The 22515-nt window shown below is 71.3% G+C and carries 24 protein-coding genes; 9 read left to right on the top strand and 15 right to left on the bottom strand.

From position 1 onward, the window contains the following. Positions 1-57: 57 nt before the first annotated feature. The 5 genes from ACFW0G_RS41780 to ACFW0G_RS41760 all read right to left on the bottom strand — a co-directional run bounded on the left by ACFW0G_RS41780 (position 58) and on the right by ACFW0G_RS41760 (position 2903). Complete coding sequence (locus tag ACFW0G_RS41780; RefSeq protein ID WP_378331088.1) at positions 58-408, bottom strand: DUF3817 domain-containing protein; 351 nt, start codon at positions 406-408, stop codon at positions 58-60. 10 nt (positions 409-418) lie between these two features. After that, positions 419-838 (bottom strand): hypothetical protein, encoded by a 420-nt coding sequence (locus ACFW0G_RS41775; RefSeq protein WP_378331087.1) that lies wholly within the window; start codon positions 836-838, stop codon positions 419-421. Positions 839-888: 50 nt separating this feature from the next. Further along, entirely contained in the window at positions 889-1767 is an 879-nt protein-coding gene (locus ACFW0G_RS41770; protein WP_378331086.1) for a lytic transglycosylase domain-containing protein, read from the bottom strand. Positions 1768-1891: 124 nt separating this feature from the next. Further along, positions 1892-2377 (bottom strand): helix-turn-helix transcriptional regulator, encoded by a 486-nt coding sequence (locus ACFW0G_RS41765; RefSeq protein ID WP_378331085.1) that lies wholly within the window; start codon positions 2375-2377, stop codon positions 1892-1894. Positions 2378-2735: 358 nt separating this feature from the next. Further along, on the bottom strand, positions 2736-2903 hold the full coding sequence (locus ACFW0G_RS41760; protein WP_378331084.1) for a hypothetical protein: 168 nt from the start codon (positions 2901-2903) through the stop codon (positions 2736-2738). A 140-nt stretch (positions 2904-3043) separates the two neighbouring features. Between ACFW0G_RS41760 and ACFW0G_RS41755 the strand changes: the two genes are divergently transcribed. Continuing rightward, a complete protein-coding gene (locus ACFW0G_RS41755) occupies positions 3044-3817 on the top strand; it encodes a crotonase/enoyl-CoA hydratase family protein (protein ID WP_378331083.1) in 774 nt (257 codons plus the stop codon). 44 nt (positions 3818-3861) lie between these two features. Continuing rightward, entirely contained in the window at positions 3862-4434 is a 573-nt protein-coding gene (locus ACFW0G_RS41750) for a GNAT family N-acetyltransferase (RefSeq protein ID WP_378331082.1), read from the top strand. Here ACFW0G_RS41750 and ACFW0G_RS41745 read toward each other — a convergent pair. Next, positions 4424-5566, bottom strand: a complete 1143-nt coding sequence (locus ACFW0G_RS41745; RefSeq protein ID WP_378331081.1) for a CaiB/BaiF CoA transferase family protein — start codon at positions 5564-5566, stop codon at positions 4424-4426. The two genes, ACFW0G_RS41750 and ACFW0G_RS41745, sit on opposite strands and share 11 nt — an antisense overlap. A gap of 45 nt (positions 5567-5611) precedes the next feature. Continuing rightward, the gene (locus ACFW0G_RS41740; protein WP_378331080.1) at positions 5612-6763 is read right to left on the bottom strand and encodes an acyl-CoA dehydrogenase family protein; all 1152 of its coding nucleotides are present in this window, start codon (positions 6761-6763) and stop codon (positions 5612-5614) included. A gap of 116 nt (positions 6764-6879) precedes the next feature. On the opposite strand from ACFW0G_RS41740, the gene ACFW0G_RS41735 reads away from it, so the two are divergent. Together ACFW0G_RS41735 and ACFW0G_RS41730 are read left to right on the top strand one after the other, a co-directional pair. Next, on the top strand, positions 6880-7509 hold the full coding sequence (locus ACFW0G_RS41735) for a TetR/AcrR family transcriptional regulator (protein WP_378331079.1): 630 nt from the start codon (positions 6880-6882) through the stop codon (positions 7507-7509). Between the two features lie 116 nt (positions 7510-7625). Continuing rightward, entirely contained in the window at positions 7626-9251 is a 1626-nt protein-coding gene (locus ACFW0G_RS41730) for a succinic semialdehyde dehydrogenase (protein ID WP_378331078.1), read from the top strand. 341 nt (positions 9252-9592) lie between these two features. On the opposite strand, the gene ACFW0G_RS41725 is transcribed toward ACFW0G_RS41730, so the two are convergent. The 6 genes from ACFW0G_RS41725 to pyk form a co-directional block, all read right to left on the bottom strand. After that, entirely contained in the window at positions 9593-12634 is a 3042-nt protein-coding gene (locus ACFW0G_RS41725; protein ID WP_378331077.1) for a helix-turn-helix transcriptional regulator, read from the bottom strand. Between the two features lie 52 nt (positions 12635-12686). Further along, entirely contained in the window at positions 12687-12899 is a 213-nt protein-coding gene (locus ACFW0G_RS41720) for a hypothetical protein (protein ID WP_378331076.1), read from the bottom strand. 162 nt (positions 12900-13061) lie between these two features. Then, positions 13062-13253: a DUF397 domain-containing protein gene (locus ACFW0G_RS41715; RefSeq protein ID WP_378331075.1), complete on the bottom strand. Its 192-nt coding sequence runs from the start codon at positions 13251-13253 to the stop codon at positions 13062-13064. 12 nt (positions 13254-13265) lie between these two features. Beyond that, on the bottom strand, positions 13266-14180 hold the full coding sequence (locus ACFW0G_RS41710; RefSeq protein WP_378331074.1) for a helix-turn-helix domain-containing protein: 915 nt from the start codon (positions 14178-14180) through the stop codon (positions 13266-13268). 372 nt (positions 14181-14552) lie between these two features. Continuing rightward, positions 14553-15449, bottom strand: coding sequence for an acyl-CoA thioesterase II (gene tesB, locus ACFW0G_RS41705; protein ID WP_378331073.1), 897 nt, complete (start codon positions 15447-15449; stop codon positions 14553-14555). 36 nt (positions 15450-15485) lie between these two features. Continuing rightward, positions 15486-16910, bottom strand: a complete 1425-nt coding sequence (gene pyk, locus ACFW0G_RS41700) for a pyruvate kinase (protein ID WP_378331072.1) — start codon at positions 16908-16910, stop codon at positions 15486-15488. Positions 16911-17011: 101 nt separating this feature from the next. Between pyk and ACFW0G_RS41695 the strand changes: the two genes are divergently transcribed. Continuing rightward, positions 17012-18148, top strand: a complete 1137-nt coding sequence (locus ACFW0G_RS41695; protein WP_378331071.1) for a hypothetical protein — start codon at positions 17012-17014, stop codon at positions 18146-18148. Between the two features lie 282 nt (positions 18149-18430). Here the strand turns inward: ACFW0G_RS41695 and ACFW0G_RS41690 are convergent, their stop codons facing one another. Next, positions 18431-19096 carry a DUF2461 domain-containing protein gene (locus tag ACFW0G_RS41690; protein ID WP_378331070.1) on the bottom strand — a complete coding sequence of 222 codons (666 nt, stop codon included), beginning with the start codon at positions 19094-19096 and terminating at the stop codon, positions 18431-18433. A gap of 43 nt (positions 19097-19139) precedes the next feature. Here ACFW0G_RS41690 and ACFW0G_RS41685 point away from each other — a divergent pair, with 43 nt between their 5' ends. Then, positions 19140-19442: a hypothetical protein gene (locus ACFW0G_RS41685; RefSeq protein WP_378331069.1), complete on the top strand. Its 303-nt coding sequence runs from the start codon at positions 19140-19142 to the stop codon at positions 19440-19442. Between the two features lie 32 nt (positions 19443-19474). Beyond that, positions 19475-19780 (top strand): ArsR/SmtB family transcription factor, encoded by a 306-nt coding sequence (locus ACFW0G_RS41680; protein ID WP_378331068.1) that lies wholly within the window; start codon positions 19475-19477, stop codon positions 19778-19780. Here the strand turns inward: ACFW0G_RS41680 and ACFW0G_RS41675 are convergent. After that, the gene (locus tag ACFW0G_RS41675; RefSeq protein ID WP_378331067.1) at positions 19777-20121 is read right to left on the bottom strand and encodes a winged helix-turn-helix transcriptional regulator; all 345 of its coding nucleotides are present in this window, start codon (positions 20119-20121) and stop codon (positions 19777-19779) included. The genes ACFW0G_RS41680 and ACFW0G_RS41675 overlap by 4 nt on opposite strands. 70 nt (positions 20122-20191) lie before the next feature. Between ACFW0G_RS41675 and ACFW0G_RS41670 the strand changes: the two genes are divergently transcribed. Beyond that, the gene (locus ACFW0G_RS41670; protein WP_378331066.1) at positions 20192-20962 is read left to right on the top strand and encodes a group II truncated hemoglobin; all 771 of its coding nucleotides are present in this window, start codon (positions 20192-20194) and stop codon (positions 20960-20962) included. A 46-nt stretch (positions 20963-21008) separates the two neighbouring features. Further along, on the top strand, positions 21009-22451 hold the full coding sequence (locus ACFW0G_RS41665; protein ID WP_378331065.1) for an aromatic amino acid ammonia-lyase: 1443 nt from the start codon (positions 21009-21011) through the stop codon (positions 22449-22451). Positions 22452-22515: the final 64 nt, after the last annotated feature.

Below are 22515 nucleotides of genomic sequence, written 5' to 3'. Positions count from 1 at the left end.
GTTCAGGCCACCTTACGGGCGTCGGACGCCCGTAAGGTGGCCTTAACGGCACGTCCGTCAGAGCTTCTGGCCTGCCTGGACCCGGTGGGTGACGCGGCGTTCGACCAGGAACGACACGAACGGCACGCAGCCGGCGAGCAGCACCAGCACGGTGCCCTTGATCGAGAAGCGGGCCTTGATCGCGAGGTCGATCGTGAGCACCAGGTAGATCATGTACAGCACGCCGTGGATCGGCGAGTAGATCGCGGACGGCTCGGGCAGGGCGAAGCCGTAGCGCAGCACCATCACGAAGCACAGCCCGAGCAGGCCGATACCGGTGACGTAGGCGGAAACGCGGAACCGGAGGAGCGGGCCGGACAGCGCGGGCGCGCCGGTCCGCGCGGCGTCAGCGTCAGTTCGAGTGGTCATGCGGTCTTCCTCACTCTGGCCTGCTGGTCTCTGGCCTGCTGGTCTCCTGGTCACGGGCGTGCAGCTCGCGCAGGTATCGGTTGTAGGCGGCCAGCTCGTCGTCCTCGTCGGCCACGGCCACCGCGGGCACGGCGCGGCGAGGGGCGGGGACGTCCACGCGCGGCGCGGGCCGCGCGGTTTCCGGCGCGTCCTGCTGCGCGGCACGCAGCCGCAGCTGCCGGATGCGCCAGAACATGAACGCCGGGAACAGCCCGAACAGCGGCCACTGCAGGACGTAGCCGAGGTTCTGGAACGTCCCGCTCGCCGAGGTGAACCGGTCCCACTGCCACCAGGCGAGACCGCAGGCACCAGCCAGGCTCACCAGGCAGACGCCGACGATCAGGAGTCGGCGCCCGGTGCTGGAACCCGCCGGGGCTGAACGTGCTGGCACGGCTTCGACGCTAGCACTGGCCTGCTGAGAGCGGACGGCTCGGTCCGGGCTCAGGCCCTGCCCTTGGCCGCCTGCGCCGCCTTCGCGTATCCGTCGGCGAGACCGAAGACCTTCTGCGCGTATTCGGTCGAGTTGTTGTAGGACAGGATCCCGGCCCACCAGCCCGCCGGGCTCGCCATGTCCCGGCCGCCGGCGCACAGGTAGCGGGCCGCGGTCAACGCCGCGTCGTCGATCTGCTGCGGATCGCCCAGCCCGTCGCCGTTGCCGTCCGACGCCCACTTCCGCCAGGTGCTGGGGATGAACTGCATCGGCCCCATCGCGTGCGCCGGGCTGTCGCCCTCGTTGATCGCCGCGACGCCGGGCGACCCGTCGAGCGGGACGCCGACGATCGGCTTCGACGGCAGTCCGTTCTCCTGGAGCACCGCCCCGCCGTACTGGCCGTGGTTGGACTCGATCCGGCCGATACCGGCCAGCGTGGCCCACGAGATCTTGCAGGCCGGCTGGTTCGCGCGCAGCGCGAGCTCCGCGTTGCCGTAGGCCCGCAGCGCCCGCGCCGGGACGCCGGTCGCCGCTGCCATCTGGGTGGCCCAGGTGGCGAGCGGGTTCTTGTCCCCTGGCTTCGGCTGCTGCTTTTCGGCCTGTTGCGGGGCGGTCGGCTGTTCGCCGCCCGCGACGACGGCGCTGACCGGCACGACGGAGCCCGGCTGCACGTCCGCGGCCTTGACCTGCAACGCCGGGATGTCCGTGGTGGTCGGGCTCGCCACCGGCGCGGACGCCTTGGTGACCAGCCACACCCCGCCGCCCGCGACCGCGACCACGGCGACCACGATCGCGAGCCTGCCCAGCACCGCGGTGCCCGGTCTCCGGCGCACCGGTGCCGGCGCGGCCGGGGAGGTTGTTTCTTCCTCGGTTTCTCCGGTGGTGCGCACGGAACTCCGGTCCTCCAGCGTGTCGTCGGTCGATCCTTCAACGAGCCCGCGCAGGTTAGCGTTACGCGGGCCCGTCCGATCGGCTCGGCACGCCGGTTTCACCCGGCGGAACGGGGCGAAGCCTTCAGGCGGTCTTCTGCTGGCGGGCGAGGCGGGCCACGCACCAGGCGGGCGCGCTGCCCCGGCGCAGGTGCTGGAGCACGGTCATCGGCCCGAGCCTGCGCGCGAGGTCGGACGGTGCCAGGCCGGCCGCCCGGTAGTCGAGCGCGCGCTGGTCGAGCGGGCTGATCCCGGCGTCCCACCACTGTTCGGCCTCGGCGACGCCGCCGACCATCTGCCACCAGCTCGCGGCAGCGACGAGCAGTTCCTCCGGGACCTCGGGCAGCCTGCGGCGCATCGCGTCGAGGTAGCCGGGGTCCGCGGCCTCGACCGGCGCCCAGCGCGCCGGTCCGGACCGTTCGCGCTGGCCGGGGATCCCCGGCGCGGCGGGCTGTGGAGCTTCGGCGAGCCACGCGGACGCGATCCGGTGGACCTCGCGCTCTTCGGCGCTCTGCTCGCGCTCGGCGGCCCACTGCTGGATCAGCGCGTCCACTCCGGGATCTCCGGTCATCCCTGCCTCCTCATTGGTCCCCGACTGGGCGGGCCCCGACGCCCGCCACCGCACGCTGTGCGCACCACGTTGAACTGCACCAACGACCGATAATCCGCGTGCCCGGCGCGGTGTCCCGGGGAGCGGGGAACCGGCCGATCACGCAATGTGAGGACCGTAGGGCCGGAGTGGTGTCCTCCGCCATACCCCAACTGCTACGAATTCGTTGACCTGGGGTTTCTCGAGGCCAATCCACCCGGATGGTCGAGCGGCGGGACCGAAATCTGGGATCGGTCACAATCCGTGATCCACCCGATCGAGGACGCACAGTAACCGGCGGCGGGATAATGTCCCGCCGCTGGTCACGCAGAGCGCGGAATTACTGGAAGAGGCTCCGGAAGAACGTCACGATCGCCTCCGCGCCGTTCTTGAGCCAGCCGAGCGCGGTGTGGACGACTCCCGCGGACTGGTTCGGCTGGGTGATCAGGAAGAACAGGACGAGCAGGACCACCGCGATGATGAGGACCTTCTTCAGTCCGCTGGACATCTCTCCCCCTCCGTGTCCGGCGCGGTGCCGCCCCGGGAGCCACTGCGTCACCTCGAACCCCGCGCGCACCGCGGGACGTGCTCCCTACTCTAGGAGCCCCGAGCCGGGAAAACACCCGAACACCACCCACAGGAGCAGCGATGGCGGAAAACGTCCTGGTCGAGCGCGCGGACTCGGTGACGACGATCACGATCAACCGTCCGGAGGCCCGCAACGCCGTCGACGGCCCCACCGCCGCGGCGCTCGCCGAGGCCTTCCGGGCCTTCGACGCCGACGACGAGGCCTCGGTCGCGGTCCTGACCGGCGCGGGCGGCGCGTTCTGCGCGGGCGCCGACCTCAAGGCCGTCGGCACCGAACGGATGAACCGCCTCGCGCCCGGCGGGGACGGCCCGATGGGCCCGACCCGGATGGCGCTGGGCAAGCCGGTGCTGGCCGCGGTCTCGGGCCACGCCGTCGCGGGCGGGCTCGAGCTCGCGCTGTGGTGCGATCTGCGGATCGCGGACGCCACCGCGGTGTTCGGCGTGTTCTGCCGCCGCTGGGGCGTCCCGCTGATCGACGGCGGCACGGTGCGGCTGCCCCGGCTGATCGGGCAGTCGCGCGCGATGGACATGATCCTCACCGGCAGGCCGGTCGACGCCACCGAGGCGCAGGCCATCGGGCTGGCGAACCGCGTGGTGCCCGAGGGGGAGGCGGTTTCCGCGGCACAGGAACTCGCCCGGCAGCTGGCCGCGTTCCCGCAGACCTGCCTGCGGGGTGACCGCCGTTCGGCGTACCTCCAGTTCGGACTGTCCGAAGAGGACGCTCTGCGGGCCGAGTTCGCCGGTGCCATGGGCGCCGGGACGCTGGCAGGGGAAGCGGCCGACGGCGCGGCGCGGTTCGCCGGGGGCGCGGGGCGGCACGGCAGCTTCGGCTGAAGACCGCTCGCGACACCGGGCGTTCGGACGGCTACGCTCCGGCCATGGACGACGAAGCCGACAGGGATCCGGCCGACAGAGTGGCGCTCCGCCCGGTCTCCGAAGGGGATCTCGGCCTGTTGGAAGCGCTGACCAACGATCCCGAGGCGACCGGCGACTTCCAGTGGTACGGCTGGCACGACCCCGGTTACCTGCGCCGCCGCTGGCACGAGACCGGCATGCTCACCACCGACAGCGGCATGCTCATCGCGACGCTCGGCGACCGCCCGGTCGGGCTGGTTTCCTGGCACCGCAGCCGGACCAGCCCCACGTCGTACTGCTGGACGATCGGCCTCGTCCTGGCGCCCGAAGCGCGCGGGCACGGCTACGGCACCGAAGCCCAGCGCCTGCTGGTGCGTTACCTGTTCGCGCACACCCAGCTCAACCGCGTCGAAGCGACCACCGAGGTCGGCAACCGCGCCGAGCAACGCTCGCTGGAGAAGGCGGGGTTCACCCGCGAGGGCGTCCTGCGCGGTTACGGCTTCCGCGACGGGAAATGGCGGGACAACGTGCTTTACTCCGTTGTCCGCGACGATCTCACGGACAACGGAGTAGCCCAGCCTCAAGTCAGGCGATAGCGCCGGCTTCCCGCAGTTTCGCGATCTCGTCCTCGCCCAGGCCCAGTTCGTCCAGCACTCCGAGCGTGTCGGATCCCTTGTCGTGCGGGGCTTCCGGCGTGCCGGGCGGAGTCCGGTCGAACCGCGGTGCCGGTGCGGGCTGCACCAGACCGCCGACGTCGACGAACGTGCCGCGTGCCGCGTTGTGCGGGTGCTGCGCGGCCTCGCCGGGGGAAAGGACCGGCGTCAGGCACGCGTCGGTGCCCTCCGCGCGGGCGCAGAGCTCGTCGCGGGTGTGCCGGGCGATCGCCTCGGCGACGATCTCCCGCAGCTTCGGCCACTGTGACTTGTCGACGTGCAACGGGAGTTCTTCCGGGTTCAGGCCGAGCACCTTGACCAGGTCGCCCCAGAACCGCATCTCGATCGCGCCGACCGCGACGTACTTGCCGTCGGCGGTCTCGTAGGTGTCGTAGAACGGGGCGCCGCCGTCGAGCATGTTGTCGCCACGCTCGCCCGGCCACACACCGGCCGCGCGCATCCCGTGCAGGCTCGTGGTGAGCAGCGCGGCACCGTCCACCATGGACGCGTCGACGACCTGCCCCTTGCCCGACGACGTCCGCTCGTACAGCGCGGCGAGGATGCCCATGGCCAGCAGCAGGCCACCACCGCCGAAGTCGCCGACCAGGTTGAGCGGCGGCACCGGCCGCTCCCCCTGCCGTCCGATGGGTTCGAGCGCGCCCGCGATGCCGATGTAGTTGATGTCGTGCCCCGCCGCCTTGGCCAGGGGCCCGTCCTGACCCCAGCCGGTCATCCGGCCGTAGACCAGCCGCGGGTTGCGGGCGTGCACGACGTCGGGGCCGAGGCCGATCCGTTCGGCCACGCCGGGCCGGAAACCCTCGATCAGCACGTCGGCGGTGTCGGCGAGCTTGAGGACGAGTTCGACGCCTTCGGGGGTCTTGGTGTTGATCCCGGCCGACCGGCGGCCGCGCGCCAGCGGATCGTTCGAGAGCCCGAGCACGTCCTCGCCGGGGGTGGCGCGGTCGACGCGGACGACGTCGGCACCGAGGTCGGCGAGGATCATGGTGGCGAACGGCCCCGGCGCGAGCCCGGCGAGTTCGACGACCTTCAGCCCGCTCAGCGGACCAGCCTTCATGGGTGTGTCCCTTCTTTGCGGCACAAGCCTTGCGCGGCAAGCGGATCAGAGCGTACGGGAGATGATTTCCTTCATGATCTCGCTGGTGCCGCCGAAGATCCGCGAGATCCGGACGTCGGTCCAGGCCCGCGCGATCGGGTACTCGGTCATGTAGCCGTAGCCGCCGAACAGCTGCACGCAGTCGTCGATGACCTTGTTGACGCGCTCGGTGGTCCACAGTTTCGCCATCGCCGCGCCCTGCACGTCGAGCTCGCCCTTGAGGTGCCGTTCGATGCACTGGTCGAGGAAGGCCCGCGCCACCGCGGCTTCGGTGGCCGCCTCGGCGAGGGTGAACTTGGTGTTCTGGAAGGAGAAGATGGGCCTGCCGAACGCGGTGCGCTCCTTGGTGTAGTCCAGCGTGAGGTCGATCGCGGCCTCCATCCCGGCCACCGCGGTGACGGCGATGATCAGCCGTTCCTGCGGCAGCTGCAGCATCAGCTGGATGAAGCCCTGCCCCTCCTCCTCGCCGAGCAGGTTGGCGACGGGCACGCGGACGTCGTCGAAGAACAGCTCGGCGGTGTCCTGGCCCTTGAGCCCGACCTTGTCCAGCACACGGCCGCGGCGGAAGCCGGGAGTGTCGGTCTCGACCGCGATCAGCGACACGCCCTGCGCGCCCGCGTCCGGATCGGTCTTGCACGCGACGACCACCAGATCGGCGTGGTAGCCGTTGGTGATGAAGGTCTTGGCGCCGTTGATGACGTAGTGGTCGCCGTCGCGGACCGCACGGGTCTTGATGCCCTGCAGGTCCGAACCGGTGCCGGGCTCGGTCATCGCGACCGCGCCGACGAGCTCGCCGGTGGCGAACTTCGGCAGCCACTCGCGCTTCTTCTCTTCGCTGGCATACGCGAGGATGTAGTGCGCGACGATTCCATTGTGGACGGAAACGCCCCACGCGCTGTCGCCGGAACGGGCCTGCTCCTCGTACAGCACCGCCTCGTGGGCGAAGGTCCCGCCGCCACCGCCGTACTCCTCCGGGATGGACAGCGCGAGCAGGCCGATCTCGCCCGCCTTGGTCCACACCTCGCGGTCGAGCCGCTTCTCCTTGGCCCAGCGTTCCTGGTGCGGCACCAGTTCCTTCTGCATGAACGTCCGGGACAGCTCCCGCAGGTCTTCGAGCTCGGTGGTGCTCCACGAGCTCTTCTGGATCTGCAACGGCACGGCGACGCCTCCTGAGCACGAGCGGCACTGGAAAACATGACGCTGGGAATGTAAGTTCTGGCTGGAATGTACATCCGTACCGGACTGAACGTAAAGTGGTGAAGCGGGGGTTTCAGGTGACCGAGGTAACACGGGCGCCCGCGGCGAAGGCCCACCGCACGCAGGCCGAACGCCGCGAGCAGACCCGCACGGCACTGCTCGACGCGACGATCGACTGCCTGGTCGAACTCGGCCACGCGCGGACGACCGTGCAGGAGGTCTGCGCCCGCGCCGGGGTGTCGAAAGGCGCCGTACAGCACCATTTCGCCACGAAGGCCGAGCTGATGGCGACCGCGGTCGAACACCTGACGACGCGGCTGCGGGAACAGCTGGCCTCCTCGCTCGCGGAGCTGCCCAGCGGCGGCCGCGGTGTCGCGGCGGCGATCGACCTGCTCTGGGAGGGCTATTCGGGGACACTGTCCACCGCGGTCACCGAACTGTGGGTGGCGGCGAGGACCGACCCCGAACTGCGCGCGGCGATCCGCCCGGTCGACCGGGCACTCGGCCGCGCCACCCTGAAGCACGTCACCGAGGTCGCGGGCGAGCTGCCGCCGGAGCGCGCGCAGTTGTTGTTCTGGCTGACAGTCAACCTGACCAGGGGACTCGCACTGGACGCGGAACTCGGCGGCGACCCGAAACGGCGCCGACAGCTGCTCGACGAATGGAAGCGGATCGCCACCATGCTCTACGAGGACGCCACGCCATAATATGAATCTTATTCACGTCTAACTTTTCTCCGTACCGCCGGTATGGTTTACTCGCGGGTAACACCTTTGCGGCGCCGGCGTGCCCGGACGTCGTCTCGGCGGAACGGAGCGATCGCATGACCAGCACGACACCGGCGAACGTGGACCACGACGGCATTGACCGCACAGTCCTCACCGGCACGGTCGGGAACGTGCCCTCCGGACCTTCGGCGGCCCGCGCGGCCCAGCTCGTCGCCCGGGTGACCGGCGGCGCCGACAACGCACCGGTCCGGATGCCCGCGCCCTTCACCGGGAAGCCGATCGCGACCCTCCCGCAGGCGGGCGACCCCGAGGTCCGCGCGGCCTTCGCCACCGCACGCGCGGCGCAGCGCGACTGGGCCGAGCGCCCGGTGCGGGAACGTCAGCAGGTGCTCGTCCGGCTGCACGACCTGATCCTCGAACGTCAGCGTGAGGTGCTCGACCTGGTCCAGATCGAGGCGGGCAAGGCCCGGCTCGACGCGTTCGACGAGGTGAGCGCGGCCGCGCTGGTCGCCGCCTACTACGGGAAACACAGCGCCAAGATCCTGGCGCCGCGGCGCGCGGCGGGCGTCATCCCCGGCCTCACGAAGACCGGCGAGATCCGGCACCCGAAAGGCGTCGTCGGGATCATCTCGCCGTGGAACTACCCCCTCGCCCTGACCGCGATGGACGTCTTCCCCGCGCTCGCCGCGGGCAACACCGTGGTGCAGAAGCCGGACAACCAGACCGCGCTTTCCGCGCTGTGGCTGCACGAACTCGCGTCCGAAGCGGGGCTCCCGGACGACGTGTGGCAGATCGTGCTCGGCCGCGGCTCGCGGATCGGCGCGGCGCTCGTCGAGGAGTCGGATTACCTGTGCTTCACCGGTTCCACGCCCACGGGCAAGGAACTGGCCGGGCAGGTGGCGAAGCGGCTGACCAGCTACTCGCTCGAACTCGGCGGCAAGAACCCGATGATCGTGCTGCCCGACGCCGACGTCGCCAAGGCCGCCGCGGGCGCGGTGACCGCGTGCTTCTCCTCGGCGGGCCAGCTGTGCGTGTCGGTCGAGCGGATCTACGTGCACGAGGACATCCGCGAGGAGTTCACCCGCGCGTTCGTCGCGAAGACGGCCGCGCTGCGGCTCGGCGGCGCGCTGGACTTCCACGCGCAGATGGGTTCGCTGACCTCGGAGGACCAGCTGCGGACCGTGTCGCGGCACGTCGAGGACGCCCGGTCGAAGGGCGCACAGGTGCTGACGGGCGGCCGGGCGCGGCCCGACCTGGGGCCGCTGTTCTACGAGCCGACCGTCCTTTCCGGAGTCACGCCGGAGATGACGCCGTTCGCCGACGAGACGTTCGGCCCGGTCGTTTCGGTCTACGGCTACACCGACGTCACCGAGGCGATCGAGGCCGCGAACGACACGCCGTTCGGGCTCAACGCGAGTGTCTGGTCACGCAACGGGCGCGCGGGCTGGGAGGTCGCGGCGCGGCTGAAGGCGGGCACGGTCAACGTGAACGAGGGCTACGCGGCGACGTTCGGCAGTGTCGGCGTGCCTATGGGCGGAATGAAGGAATCCGGCGTCGGACGCCGCAACGGCGCCGAAGGGTTGTTGAAATACACCGAATCCCAGTCGATCGCGATCCAGCGCGGACTCGCGCTGCGGCCGGGCCGCGGGGTGCCCGGCTCGGTGTGGGCGCGCGGCCTGACCGCCGGGCTCAAGGCGCTGCGCCACCTGCCCTGGCGCTGACGCGCGGATCCCGGATCGTCAGGCCCCTCAAAGTGACATTCACGGTAAGGGTGGCGCGGATGGCGCCCCGGTCTCGAACTGAGCGTCGTTCGGGACGGGGCCCGGCGGCTGTCCAGGGCGCCGCGCCTTGGTCCTGAACGCTCCGTTCGCGACGTTGAACGTCGCGAACGGAGCGTTCGCGACAGGCGACGCCGCCGCGCGAAGACCCGGCCGTCGCGACGAGCCCACGAGCAACACCCCCGGCAAGTCACCCGTCCCCGGGTCCACCCAATGCCGCGAAGGACCCCTTCACGGCATCACGGTCCACAAAGGACAAATGAGCGCAACGCGATTAGGCCGTCCTATTCGGACGGTGCGGGGGCGGCGAGGAGGCCGCGGTCGTAGGCGATGGCGACAGCTTCGGCGCGGCGGCTCGCGCCGAGTTTGGCCATCACCCGCGACAGGTGCACGCTCACGGTCTTCTCGCTGATGTACAGCTCCGCGCCGACCTGGCGGTTGGTGCGCCCGAGCGCCACACGCTCCAGCACGTCACGTTCCCGATCGGTCAGCGGGTCCGCCGGGGTGCGGGCGCCCTCGGTACCGGACGGCGCGGCGGCACCGGCCAGTTCGATGCGGGCGCGGTGCCCCAGATCGCGGACGGCGTCGCGCAGCGGTACCGCGTCCAGCTCGGCGGCGACCTTGTGCGCGGCCTCCAGCGCGGCCGTGGCCTCGGCGACGTCGGCACCGGAGGCGAGCAGCGCCCGCGCGTACTGCCACCGGCAGAACGCCTGCTCGTACACCGCGCCGTAGCCGAACGCCTCGGCCGCCTCCGCCCACAGCCGCGGTTCGGGATCGCCGCCGAGCCCGCTCGCGGCGGCCTCCAGCCGGGCCACCCAGGCCCGGCCCTCGGGGCCGAGCGTGCCCGACCTCGGCATGCCCTCGGCGGCGCACCGGCGGCCGTGCGCGAGGAAGCGTTCCCCCGCCGCCATCGCCTCCTCGGCCACCCGCTGCTCGCCCCGGCTCCGGCCATCCGCCGCCAGCGCGGCCGCGGCCGCCGCCCCGTGCGCGGCGATCCTGATCCCGCCGAGCAGGGAGGGTTCGATCTTCTCCAGCCAGTCGATCAGTTCCTCGGCCGCGTGCACCGCCTCGGCGTACCGCCCTCGCCAGTAGGCGAGCTGACTGACCGCGTCCCCTCCCGACAACGCGATCTGGATGTCGGACGGCCAATGCCTGCGCAAGCCGGGGAGCAGCCGCTCTGCCGTGTCGAACCGCCCGCGCGAAACCACGAACAACGCCCAGACCCCGAGGATCCGCGCCGCGACCGCGCTGGACACCCCGCGCCCCGCCCTGCCCGCCGCGTCCTCGTCCGGCCAGTCGCCGCTGAGGTACCGCAGCTGCAGATGCCGGGCGCGGAGTTCGAGCCCGTACGCGCTCCAGGTCAGCCCGGATTCCTCGGCCCGGCGCACCCCGCGCTCGACGTGCTCCAGCGCCGCCGCGATCTCGGCCTGGTCGTCGTAGCTCAGCGCGAGGAAGTACATCGCCCGCACCTCGACGTTCAGTGCCCCGGCTTCCCGGGCCTTGTCGATCGCCTGGCACAGCCGCTCGCGTGCTTCCGCCGGATCCCCCGAGGAGTCGGCGAGTGTGCCGAGGGTGACCAGCGCGGAGGCCTCGGCGCCCATCGCGCCCACCGTCCGCGCGTCGGACACCGCGGTGAGCGCGCTCTCCAGCGCCTCCTCGTACTGGTCGAGCACCCGCAGGATCCCGGCCCTGCTGGCCAGCACCCACGCCCGCGCCGCGCTGGGCTCGGTGTGCTCGACCAGCGCCCAGGCGCGGTCGATCGCGGCCGAGGCCTCGTCGACGGTGCCCTCCTGGGACAGCAGCGTCTCGGCCAGCCGCCGCCACGCCCCGGCGGCGCGTTCGAGCGGGATGTCCGGCGTCAGCTCCTGGGTGGCCGAGCGCGCGTACGCCGCGGCCCGTTCGGGTTCGCCCGCGGTCCCCGCGAAATAGGAAGCGTTGTGCAGCAGCCTCAGCTCGTCGACGCCCTCGGGCCTGCCCGCCTCGGGCACGGCGTCCCAAATGGACAGTGCCTGCTCGACGTGCCGGAGCGCGGCGCCGGGCGCGCCCAGCTTCTCGGCCTCCGCCATCGCCCGCCACAACGCCGGGAGCGCCGTCGCGAAGTCCTTGCTCTCCAGGCTGTGATACGCCAGCTTGGCGTCGTGCCCGCGCCCCTGCGGCATGGCCTGGATCCGCACCGCGTACGCCGCGTGCATCCGGCCCCGCTCCCCCGGCAGCAGATCGCCGTACACCGCTTCCTGCAGCAGCGCGTGCCGGAAGGCGTAGAACCCGTTCTCGATCACCAGGACGTGGTGCTGCACGGCCTCGCGCAGTGCTTCGTCCAGTTCGGACTCGCCGAGCCCGGCGATCTCGGCCAGTGCCGCGTGGGACACCGAATCGTCGTTGGCCACCGAGATCACCCGCAGCACGCGCCGGGTGTCGGGCGCCAGCCGTTCCAGCCGGGCGAGCAGCACCTCGGCGAGCCCGGCGGGCAGGTCACGGCACTCGGCCGAACTGGCCAGCAGTTCCTCGGCGAAGAACGGGTTCCCCTCCGAGCGGCTGGCGATGTCGGCCACCACGTCGGCCCCGAGCGGCTCGTCGGACAGCGCCTCGACGAACGCGCGCGCCTCGGCGGTGCCGAACGGGAGCAGCTCGACCCGCTCGACGGTGGCCAGCCGCACCAGCTCGGCGAGCAGGGCCCGCAGCGGATGCCGCCGGTGGACGTCCTCCTCGCGGTAGCTGCCCACCACCAGCAATCGCTGCGACCGCAGCCGGGTGAGCAGGAAGGAGAGCAGGTTGCGGGTGGAGCGGTCCGCCCAGTGCAGGTCCTCCAGCAGGATCACCACCGGCCGGGCGGCGGCGATCTCGGTCAGCACCCCCAGTACCGCGTCGAACAGCTGGAGCTGACCGAGATCCTGTTCCGCCCGTGGCCGCTGCATGGCCTCCCGCTCGTTGGCGGTCACCTGCCCGTACTCCCCTGCCGAGGGCATGTCCGGCTCCTGGCCCTGCGGCAGCAGCCTGCCCAGCGCCGGCCGGGCCCGGACGGCGGCGGCTATCCCCGGTTCCGCCGCCGTGCCGAGCGGGGCCAGTGCCTCGGCGAACGGGAGGTAGGGCAGACCGCCCTCCCGCACGTCGATGCAGCGGCCGGTCAGTACCAGCGCGCCGCGGGTGGCGACGTGCTCGCCGAGCTCGGTGAGCAGCCTCGTCTTGCCGACCCCGGCGTCCCCGGACAGCAGTACCGCTCCCGCCTCCCCCCGTTCGGCGCGGGCGAAGGCGGCACCGAGCCGCCGCATCTCCTGGGTGCGGCCGACGAGCGGGATACCGGAACCGAGTCTGGGCACGAGAGGCATTCTCGCCTACCCCACCGACAACTTCTTCATCGATTTCCGTCTCGCGGGTCCCTTACCGGGTGGTCTCGCTCACGCCCGCCGAGGCCCGCTCGGAGCCGTGCCGGCGCTGCGCGGGCACCTCGACGTCGGTGAACCGCTCGGCCCGCATCCGGCGCGTCGCACGCCGGACCCGGCCGACCCACTCACCGCGGCCCGCCTTCTTCAGCTCCTCGGCCCGGTAGGCGGCTTCGGCCCGTACCGCGTCCAGGAGCAGATCGGTGTTCATGTGCTTCCCCTTGTCCCTCAGTTCGTTGCTGACACTCAGAGTCGTCCTGAGGGGTGGCCTCCGGCATCGGGTGATCACCCCGACCTGGACGCGACTCGACCCCTTACTTCCGCCTAAAACCAGCTCAGCGGGGGTAAGGGGTCGAGTGAGGGCCGCCGGGGCTCAGTCGCGCAGGGCGGCCAGGAGACCCTGCCAGCCCGAGGCGGGCAAGCGGAAGGCACCCCCTTCGGGATCCTTCGAATCGCGTACCGCGGCGCCGTCGCCGACGAAGGCGATCTCGACGCAGTCGTTACCGCCGCCGCTGTGGCTGCTCTTACGCCAGTGGGCACGCGAAAGTTCGGTGTCCGGCATCATGACCCCACTTCCTTAGCAATCTTCCTGGACCACGTCCTGGATTCGGTGATGGTGCACTGGACCCGGCGCGGCCGCCTGTTCGGCGAACCGGCCGGCGGCCTCGGCGATCACCTCGACCGAGTCGTCCGGCTTCAGTGCCGCCGCGCGCAGGTGGTCGAACATCAGCGCGTAGCGCCGGACATCGGGGGGTTCCTCCAGGTAGAGGCCGCTGGACGTGCTGTCCACGTAGACCACGTCGGCATCGGCCTGCTCGGGGAAGCCCATGATCAGGAACGGACCCTCCATCCCGGGGTGGGCGCCGGTGCCGAACGGCACGACCTGGATGGTGACGTTCGGCCGCCCGGCCATCGACACCATCCGGTACAGCTGCTCGGCCATCACCTCGGCGCTGTCCACCACGCGGTGCAGCACGGCCTCGTCGATCACCGCCCAGTACTCCGGCGGCGAGGCGTCGGCGAACAGTTCCTGGCGCGCCATCCGCGCGGCGACGCGGCGCCGGAGCTCGGCCTCCTCCGCGTCCGGGCGCATGGCCCTGATCACCGCGCGGGCGTAGCGCTCGGTCTGCAGCAGTCCGGGGACCAGCAGCGCCTGGAACGCGCGCAGCGAACTCGCGTCCGCCTCGAGCCCGACGAAGGTGCCGGTGAAGACCTCGTTGTAGGCGTGCCACCAGCCGCGCTTGCGGGCCTCCCTGGCGAGCTGGACGAGCACCTCCTGCTCGTCGCCGGTGATCCCGTACAGCGCGAGCATGTCCCGCGCGTCACGCGGGGTGACCCCGACGTGCCCGGTCTCGATGCGGCTGATCTTCGACGCGGAGCACTCGAGCTTCTCGCCCACCTCGTCGATGGTCAGATCCGCGGCCTCCCGGAACCGGCGCAGCTCGCTCGCGAGTCTCCGGCGGCGAACGGTGGGACCCTGACCCCTTGCCATCACGACACCTCCGGCTCTCCGGCGCTGAAGCGCTTTCTCGTACTGGCATCTAACCAGTCAACTCGGCACTTGGTGGAAGATTAACCCGCGTCGATCCCGGGGTTAACCCGGTGATCGATCTGCAATTTGCAGATCGGCCTTGTATCCTCACGTCGTAAGCGGGGCGGCAGCGTGCTGACGCCTTGTGAGCAGGGTAGACGACAACGCCCGGGTACCACGGCAGTCGCCCGGTCGTTTTCGGCGGTGGTGAGCCCGGGGCCGTCCCCCGATCGGTCCCGGTCTCACCACCGCACCGCTATTGCCCCGTTATCGCGGTGACTATTCCGCTTTTCCATCGCACGAAAGCGTGAATGTCGCGCGGAGTGGTACCACTCAGAGCACGCGCAGCAGTCCTTCTTGGACCACGGTCGCGATGAGCGTCCCGTCCGCGGCGAAGAACCGGCCGGTGGCCAGCCCCCGCGCACCCGACGCCGTTGGCGAGGCGCTGTCGTAGAGAAACCACTCGTCGGCCCGGAACGGACGGTGGAACCACAGCGCGTGGTCCAGGCTGGCACCGAGGACCTTGTCGAGGTCCCAGTAGACGCCGTGCCGCGCCAGCACCGAGTCGAGCAGGGTCATGTCCGAGGCATAGGTCAGCACGCAGACGTGCAGCAGCTGCTCGTCGCCGAGCTTGCCGTCGGCGCGCATCCACACCTGGTTGCGCGCCGGGTGTTCGCCGGTCTCCCGGGTGACCCACGGCGGCTCGTTGACGTAGCGCAGATCGATCGGGCGCGGCAGGCCGTGGTGGCCGATCGAGTAGCCCTCGGCACGTTCCATCAGCGTCGGCAGCGATTCCGGGTCCGGCACGTCCGGCATCGTCTCGGCGTGCTCGATACCCGGCTCGTCCGTCTGGAACGACGCCGACAGCGAGAAGATCGCCTTCCCGTGCTGGATCGCGACGACCCGGCGGGTGGTGAACGAACGGCCGTCGCGAATGCGGTCGACCTCGTAGATGATCGGCACGCTCGGGTCACCGCCGCGGATGAAGTACGCGTGCAGCGAATGGACCTTGCGCTCGGCGGGGACCGTGCGCCCGGCGGCGACGAGCGCCTGCCCGGCGACCTGGCCGCCGAACACGCGCACCGGCGAGTGCGCCGGCGAGACGCCGCGGAAGATGTTCTCCTCGATCTTCTCCAGATCGAGCAGCGCGATCAGCCGGTCCAGCACGGGCTGACCGCCACCGGTCGCCGAATCCAGCCCGGTGGCGGCTTCCCTGGCCATCTCAGTCATGCCCGCACTTTATGCCCCAGGCGCCCGGTGGGTCCGCTATGCGTGGTCGTCTTCACCGAGGCGATGGACGCGGATCAGGTTGGTCGAGCCGACGGTCCCCGGCGGGGAACCCGCGACGATGACGACCAGATCACCCTTGGCGTACTTGCCCATCTCCAGCATCGCGTGGTCGACCTGCCGGATCATCTGGTCGGTCGAGTCCACTTTGGGCACGATGCGGGTGGTGGTGCCCCAGGTCATCGCGAGCTGACTGCGAACGCTTTCCTCCGGGGTGAACGCCAGCAGCGGCAGCCGCGTGTGCAGGCGGGCGAGCCGCCGCACGGTGTCGCCGGACTGCGTGAACGCCACCAGCGCCTTGGCGTTGAGCCGCTCGCCGATGTCACGGGCAGCGTAGGAGATCACGCCGCGCTTGGTGCGCGGGACGTGCGAGAGCGGCGGCACGACCGGCGAGTCGGTCTCGACCGCCTCGACGATCCGGCTCATGGTCTCGACCGTCTCGATCGGGTAGCGGCCGACGCTGGTCTCGCCGGAGAGCATCACCGCGTCGGTGCCGTCGAGGACCGCGTTCGCGACGTCGGAGGCCTCGGCGCGGGTCGGGCGCGAGTTGTTGATCATCGATTCGAGCATCTGCGTCGCGACGATGACCGGCTTCGCGTTCTCGCGGCAGATCTGGATGGCGCGCTTCTGCACCAGCGGGACCTGCTCCAGCGGCAGCTCGACACCGAGGTCGCCGCGGGCGACCATCACCGCGTCGAAGGCCAGCACGACCGCTTCGAGGTTGTAGACGGCCTCGGGCTTCTCGATCTTGGCGACCACCGGCTTGCGGCCCTTGCCGACCCGGTCCATGACCTGGTGCACCAGGTCGATATCGGCGGGCGAGCGGACGAACGACAGCGCGATGAAGTCGACACCGAGCTCAAGGGCGAACTCCAGGTCCTCGATGTCCTTTTCGGACAGTGCGGGGACGGAGACGTCCATACCGGGCAGCGAAACGCCCTTGTTGTTGCTGACCGGGCCACCCTCGGTCACCTCGCAGACGACGTCCTGGCCGTCGACCTCCTTGACCACGAGGCCGACCTTGCCGTCGTCGACGAGCAGCCGGTCGCCGGGCTTGGCGTCCTTGGCGAGGCCCTTGTAGGTGGTCGAGACGCGGTCGTGGGTGCCCGCGATGTCCTCGACGGTGATGCGCACGACGTCGCCGGCGTGCCATTCGACAGGGCCGCCCGCGAACGTGCCCAGGCGGATCTTCGGGCCCTGCAGGTCGGCGAGGATGCCGACCGCCTTGCCCGACTCGGCGGCCGCGGCGCGGACGAGGTCGTAGACCTGCTTGTGGTCGCTGTGGCTGCCGTGGCTGAAGTTCATCCTCGCGACGTCCATCCCGGCGTCGACGAGTGCCCGCATCTTCTCCGCCGTGGCGGTGGCAGGGCCAAGGGTACAAACGATCTTCGCGCGTCGGCTCACGTTCGCACAGCGTAGTACCTCGTCCCGGTTTCGTCTGTACCGATCCCGAAAGTTCAAGTGGACGTGTTCAGAACAGCCGGGGTCGCGTAACCTCCGTGAACATGTCGCCGGTTGCGCGGATCGCCGTCGTCGTGGCCGTTTTCCTCGCCTCGGCCTGCGGCACCTCACCCGCCGGGCCCGAGCGCCCGGCCTGGGAGCCCGTCCCCCCGCCCGCCCCGGACGCGCGGGTACTGGGATTTGCGCCACTGGCCGCCGAAGTGCGCGCGTTCGGCTCGGTGCCCGGCGCGGAAGGCCGCGCACCGGGCGCGTGGACGTGGCGTGCCGGGCGCTGGGAGCCGATGACGCTGCACGCCCGGAGCGGGTACGCCCGGCAAGCCGAGCTGACCGTGCCCGCGATCGACGGCGACCGGATCCTCGCGCTGGGCTCCGCGTTCGGCGGCGCGCACGGCAACCCGCGGCCGACGATCTGGACCGGCGGCCCGGCCGCGCTGGACGAACACCCGCAGGGCATGGAGCTGCTGGGCGGCCCGAGGGCGATCACCGTCACCGGCAGCGCGGCCGGGCCCTCGACGTATGTCCTGAGCGGACAGTGGGATCACCCGCGCGGGGGTGCCGGCGCGGCGGTGTGGGTCTCGGCGGACGGTGCCGTCTGGTCGCGGCTGGACGACGACCCCGCGTTGCTGAGCACGGAAGGCGCGCGGACGCGGATCCTCGCGACGACCCGGGCCGGGGACGGGTTCGTCGCGGTGGGCGATGTCCGGTCCGAGCGGCTCTCGCCGACCGCGTGGACCTCGGGTGACGGCCGCTCCTGGCGCCGGGAAGCGCTTCCTGCGGACGGGTCCTGGGACGTTTCGGCCTGGCGGATCACCTGCCGTGACTCCTGCGTCGCGGTCGGTGTCGCCGCGCGCCCGGACGGTGGCCCGCAGCGGCTGGCGTGCTGGCAGCGGGACGGGACGGCGTGGCGGCCGATGGTCCTCGGCGGCCCCGAGGTGCCGAGAGCCCAGCTGCTGGAGGTGACCGGGCTGAGCCGGGACGCCGGGATCTCCGTCGTGACCGGCAAGATCGGCGGGAAGACCCGGCTGTGGCGTTACGGCCCCGGCTGCGAGGGCCCAGCCGAGCTGCCGCTGCCGGAGGACACACCCGAGATCACGGCGTTCGCGAGCGGCGGCTCCGTGCTGCTCGCGACGACCGGCCGGGACAGCAGCAAACTCTGGCGGCAGCGGATTGTGGCGCCGTGAAGGGGGCCTTCACAGCGTTCAGCGCCGGTAAGGAGTCCTTCACGGCGTTGAGTGCTGCGAAGACTTCCTCGACGGGAGTCCGGCGCGTGCAGGAACGCGCGACCCGTGGGATGCGTGTTGTTCATGGGGCTGGTCGTGGCGATGGGCTCCGCGGGGCGGCATTGATCGTCGCGAACGCTCCGTTCGCGACATCTGTGCGGCGGCTGATATCCCGAAGGGGGCGTTCGAGACGGCGCACGTTGCCAACGGCGTGCCCGGGGCATCGCGCCGCGTGCGCGGGCGTCAGCGGCGGGGCTGCTCGCTGGGGCCCACCCGATCGCGGGCCCACTCGTTGAAGGCGCGGACCTGACGCCATGCCTTGCGCACCCGGTCGAGGGAGCCGCGTTCGTGCAGCACGTCGTCCGGCTCCCAGGCGCGGACGGCGTAGACCGAGCGGTAGCGGAGCAGGTCGATGCGGGGGTGGTCCTCGGCGAAGCCGCGCGGCCGCGATTTGAGCCGGTCGCCGTTGATCTCCCAGCCCGCCCGCTTCAGTTTCGCGAGGAGCTTTTCCAGCGCCGTGCCGTGCAGCTCGGTGTCGACGGCGGCGCGGAAGCGTGCCAGCTGGTCGGACGCCAGGTGGAAGCAGCCACCGCCGACCCGCAGCCCCTCCGGGCCGACCTCGACGTAGTACGCGCCGCCCCCTCGTCCCTGCTCGATGACGCCGCCGCAGTGCGTCTTGTACAGCGTCTTGTCCTTGGCGAACCGGACATCGCGGTACGGCCGGAAAACCTTCGGGTCGCCGAAGCCCTCGCCGAACTCCGGCGCCAGCTCCGCGAGCAGGGCCTCCATCGGCGCGCGCACGTCCGCCTTGTACACGTCCAGGTTGTCTTCCCAGTACGGCTTGGAGTTGTCCGCGATCAGCCCGTCGAAGAAATCGACGGCGTGTTCCCCGAATCCCGTGAACTTCACCCCGGCACGATAATGCGCACCACCGACACTCCCGGGAGGCACCATGGCCATGCAGGGAAATCGACGGCGGCCACGCACGAGGAGTACCTGTCGGCGCTCACCGAGCCCCGGAGGGGCGAGCTGCGCGCACTGCACGAGCTGGTCCGCGCTCTACGTCACGTCCATAGTCGGCGAGCGCTACCTGGCCGAGTCGTATGCCGAGCGGCTGCCGAAGGCGTCGATCGGGAAGAGCTGCGTCCGTTTCAAGCGACTGTCCGATGTGGACACAGCGGTGCTCGCCGAACTGCTCACGGAGGCGGCGGCCAGGCCGCCCGGCGAACTCGCGCAGGGCCCGAACATGCCTTGACAGGAATATGCGGCTGCGGTCAGATCTCCCGTGTGATGCGCACCTTCGACGTCCTCGCCGAGCCCCGGCGGCGTTCGATCCTCGACCTGCTCCGCGAGGGCGAACGGTCCGTCGGCGAACTCGTCGAGCAGCTGGAGCTGAGCCAGCCCGCGGTGTCCAAGCACCTGCGGGTACTGCGGGAGGCCGGGCTGGTGACCGTCCGGGTGGCCGCGCAGCGCCGCTGCTACCGGCTGCGGCCGGAACCACTGGCCGAGGTCGACGCCTGGCTCGCCCCCTACCGGCGTTTGTGGTCCACCCATCTCGACGCGCTGGAACGGCGACTGGACGAAACCGACTAGCTCGCGGGTGCCGTCTCGAAGACGATCCCGGCCGCCGCGGCGCGCCGTTCGCCCCACGCGAACAGCGCGCTCAATGCCGGACCCAGCGCTTCGCCGTCCTCGGTGAGCCGGTATTCGACGTGCGGCACCTTGCCCCCAAGGCTTTCCCGGCGGACGAGCCCGTCGGACGCCAGCTCACGCAGTTGCTGGGTGAGCATCTTTTCGCTCACTCCCGGCATGCGCCGCCGGAGCTCGCCGTAGCGGTGCACGCCCTCCTTGAGGTGGGCCAGGATGACCGGCTTCCACTTGCCGCCGATGACGTCGACGGCGACCTCGACCGCGCAGTAGTACCGCTTCGTCATGCAGCCCTCCGTGCCACGCACCGGAAAGTGCGTGGTTGCCCGGGTACGCACCCGGTGGTTGCCTTGCCGGGTGATCGTCGAATACGTGCGTTACAGCATCCCCGAAGCCTCCTCCGCCGAGTTCGAAGCCGCCTATTCTCGTGCCGCGCAGTCGCTCACGAAGGCACCCCAGTGCGTCGACTACGAACTCGGCCGCTGCACTGAGGACCCTACGCGCTACACCCTGCGGATCCGGTGGACTTCGGCGAAGGACCACCTCGAGGGCTTCCGCACCGGCCCCGAGTTCCCGGCGTTCTTCGCCGCGATCGGCGGGTTCGCGGGCGAGATCGAGGAGATGCGCCACTACGAGACGACCACGGTCGCCGGGGAGGGCGGCGCGCGGCCGCCGACGCTCTACGACTGGGCGGGCGGGCGTCCGGCGCTGGTGGAACTGCTCGACGTCTTCTACCGGCACGTGCTGGAGGACTCCCTGCTCGAACCGGTGTTCCGGGACATGGACTCGCAGCACGTCGAGCACGTGGCGACCTGGCTCGGCGAGGTGTTCGGCGGCCCGGCCGACTACAGCGGACGGCACGGCGGGCATCCGCACATGATCTCCCGGCACGCCGGCCGCGGGATCACCGAAGAGCAGCGGCGCCGCTGGGTCACCCTGCTGCTCGACGCCGCCGACGAGGTCGGCCTGCCCGCCGACCCGGAGTTCCGCGCCGCGTTCGCCGGCTACGTCGAATGGGGCAGCCGCCTCGCCGTGCTGTTCTCCGCGCCCGGCGCGGACACCACGACCGGCGAGCCGGTGCCGCACTGGTCCTGGACCATGCCGCCGTGGCAGCCGCCGTCGAAATAACCGGAGCGCGGCCTCATAGTGTGAGGCAGTCGGAAGGAGGCTGCCGGTGATCAGAGTGGACGGCCGGACGCTGCGGTGCGCGGACGTGGTGACGGCGGCGGCGACCGAGGGTCCCTTGGACATCGACGTGTCCATCGCCGCGCTCCGTGGCGCCGAGCACGCGTGGAAACTCGCCGAGGACCTGAGCACCCGGCGGATCGTCTACGGCCGCACGACCGGTGTCGGCGCGAACAAGGACGACGTCGTCACGGGCGAGGACCCGGCCGAGCACGGACGCCGCCTGCTGCGCAGCCACGCGGGCGGCAGCGGCGACGCGATGCCCGGCGGCCAGGTGCGGGCGATGATGCTGATCCGGCTCAACCAGCTGCTCGCCGGGCGGTCCGGCGCCAGCCCGGCGCTGATCGGCGCGCTCGCGACGGCGGTGAAGACCGGGGCGCTGCCGCTGGTGCACCGGTTCGGCGCGATCGGCACCGGCGACCTCGCCCCGCTGGCCGAGACCGCGTTGGCGCTCACCGGGGAACGACCGTGGCTGCACGGTGAGGTCCCGCCGGTGCCGGTCCACGCGGGTGACGCGCTCGCGTTCATGAGCAGCAACGCCGCGACGCTGGCCGAAGCAACGCTTTCCGCGATGCGGCTGGACACGCTGGCCCGCGCGAGCCACGCCGTCGCGGGATTGACCTACGTCGCGCTCGACGGCAACCCCGAGGCGTACGCGACGCCGGTGCACGAGGCGCGTCCGCACGCGGGACAGGTCGCGTGCGCGGCGGAAATGCGACGGCTGCTGGGAATGCACGGCACGCCCCCGCCGGGTCGGCGGATCCAGGACCCGTTCGGACTGCGGGCGTTCCCGCAGGTGCAGGGTCCCGCGCTGGACGCGATCCACTACCTGCGGGACGTGCTGGCCGTGGAGATCAACGCCAGCACGGAAAACCCGATGATCTCGACGGTGCATCAGGACGCCTACCACCACGCGCATTTCCACACCGCGTACGTGTCGACGGCGCTGGACCAGGCACGCGCGACGGTGCACCAGGTCGCCGAGCTTTCCGTGGCACGGCTGGGAGATCTGCTGGAGCCGGAGTTCACCGGGCTGCGGCCGTTCCTCGCGGCGGGGCCGCCGGGCAGTTCCGGGCTGATGATCCTGGAGTACGTCGCGCACGACGCGCTCACCGAGCTGCGGCAGGCGGCGCTGCCCGCGACGCTGGGCACCGCGGTGGTGTCACGCGGGATCGAGGACCACGCGAGCTTCTCGACGCAGGCCGCGCGGGCCGCGACCGCCGCCGCGGCGGCGTATCAGCAGGTGCTGGCGTGCGAACTCGTCGCGGCGGTGCGGGCGCTGCGGATCCGGAAGGCGGAGCTGGTCGACCTGCCGGTGCGTGCCGCGTACGAGGCGGCGTCGGCCGTCCTGGACCCGCGTCTCGACGACCGTCCGCTGACCGAGGACATCCGCCACGCGGTCGAGATCCTGGACGTGCTGGCGCGGATCTGACGGGGACGTGGGGGGGTTGGGCGCCGAAGGGGCGCGGGGGCCGCGGCGGTGGGGGGTAAGGGAG

The organism is Amycolatopsis sp. NPDC058986 (genome assembly GCF_042741125.1).
GTDB lineage: Bacteria > Actinomycetota > Actinomycetes > Mycobacteriales > Pseudonocardiaceae > Amycolatopsis.
The sequence above is the reverse complement of the archived record's forward strand: the minus strand, read 5'-3'. Positions and strand labels throughout refer to the sequence as shown.